This window comes from Bartonella sp. LB28NMGDW (assembly GCF_042194435.1).
In the GTDB taxonomy this organism is placed as follows: Bacteria; Pseudomonadota; Alphaproteobacteria; order Rhizobiales; family Rhizobiaceae; genus Bartonella; species Bartonella grahamii.
In genome coordinates this window covers 1-1,378 of record NZ_JBHIMX010000077.1, presented here as the reverse complement: position 1 = coordinate 1,378, position 1,378 = coordinate 1, and the positions used below count along the sequence as shown (strand labels likewise).

Sequence of the window (1,378 nt, the reverse complement as noted above, 5' to 3'; positions counted from 1 at the left end):
GCACCACGCGGTAAAGTCCCGATTTTGCGCGTCAAATGCTTATCTTTATGCGAGATATTCAAACGCAAAAAACTGACCTGATGTGTATGAAGATCTCTGCCGTGTAAGTGTCCTGTTACGCCATCTACCATGTCCTATTTCCTTTCCTCATCACTCAACTTCACCGCTGTAGGTGGGGATAACTATCGTTCCAAAATCTTGGGCTCCTTGTGCTCTTCCGGGCATTTGGAAACGCGTTTTCTTCATGCCCATAATTGTATGCACTCCAAAACCGTATTCGCGTTTGTAGTCGAAGGTTTCTTCTTCAATTTTATAGCGGGTCTTACCGTAACTCTTACCAAATGCCATAACGACACTTTGCGCTCCAAGCAAAACAGCACGGCGCACACCTGCAAGACGTGTACTATCCGTGGATTTAACACCATTGGTGACATGCTCTGATTCACGTAAAATCACACCGTTGTACATGCCTAGAGAACCATCAAAGATTGGGTTTTTGGAACGCGAACCGGTATAAGCAGCTTTCTGAATATCAAGCCATTGACCCGTCTCTGTATTAGTGCGCAATTGTGTCACCTGAATGGGATGCAAATACAACACATAAACACTCTCGCCATTCACGCGAACCGGTCTAATTTTAGGATTCGCTAGCTTAGCGCACTGAACCGCTTCATCTATCAATTTAAGATTAAAGCTGTGTTTGGCTTTTTCTGTAAGCTCTTCATCCTTGGTTTTTGCTTCTGGTCGTACAATGCGCTTACTGCTTGGAGCTAACGGTGCATTAAAGCCCCAAAAAAGAGGATCAAGATCAACCGGTTCTCCCTCAAAATTGAGCCTGTTAGCGGTATAACCGCAAGCATGAACGAAAAACATCAAACTCAAACGGTCCGCATACCAATCTGATAAACTGTTTTTGGCTTCTTCGCGCAAATTAAACAATGTGCGCTGATTATCAATAGTGCCTTCATTGGCAATTCTTGTTCCATGATAAAGTTCATTGATATACAGTTTATCATGAAGGAATTGGAGTGCCTCTTCATTGCCTTCAAGGGTTTCGCCCTCACTCACACCACGTCCTGATAACTGAGCTCGCAGACTAAATGTTACACAATCCCCTTTGCCTTTTTGCGTCTCTGTTTTCACCTGAATAATGCTATTGGAATCCTGCCCCATCAAAGGAGCAATAGGAGTTGCTTTGGAGACCTCCGCATCAAGTATTCTCGCCCATGTTTTTAACGCATGGGGATCATTAATCCCTATATGTGTTGTTGCCATTTATTTCACCTTTCTTTGCTATAAAAAAACCGGCTTAAAGCCGGACCACCAACCCGCACCAAAGGCGGCTTATTCTCTAAAAGTCTTTCACTTAATCTTCATC

The 1,378-nt window shown here is 43.7% G+C and carries 1 protein-coding gene; it reads right to left on the bottom strand.

The features are described from left to right. Window positions 1–150: 150 nt before the first annotated feature. Window positions 151–1,275 (bottom strand): N4-gp56 family major capsid protein, encoded by a 1,125-nt coding sequence (locus ACFIKG_RS09190; protein WP_375649236.1) that lies wholly within the window; start codon window positions 1,273–1,275, stop codon window positions 151–153. Window positions 1,276–1,378 lie beyond the last annotated feature (103 nt).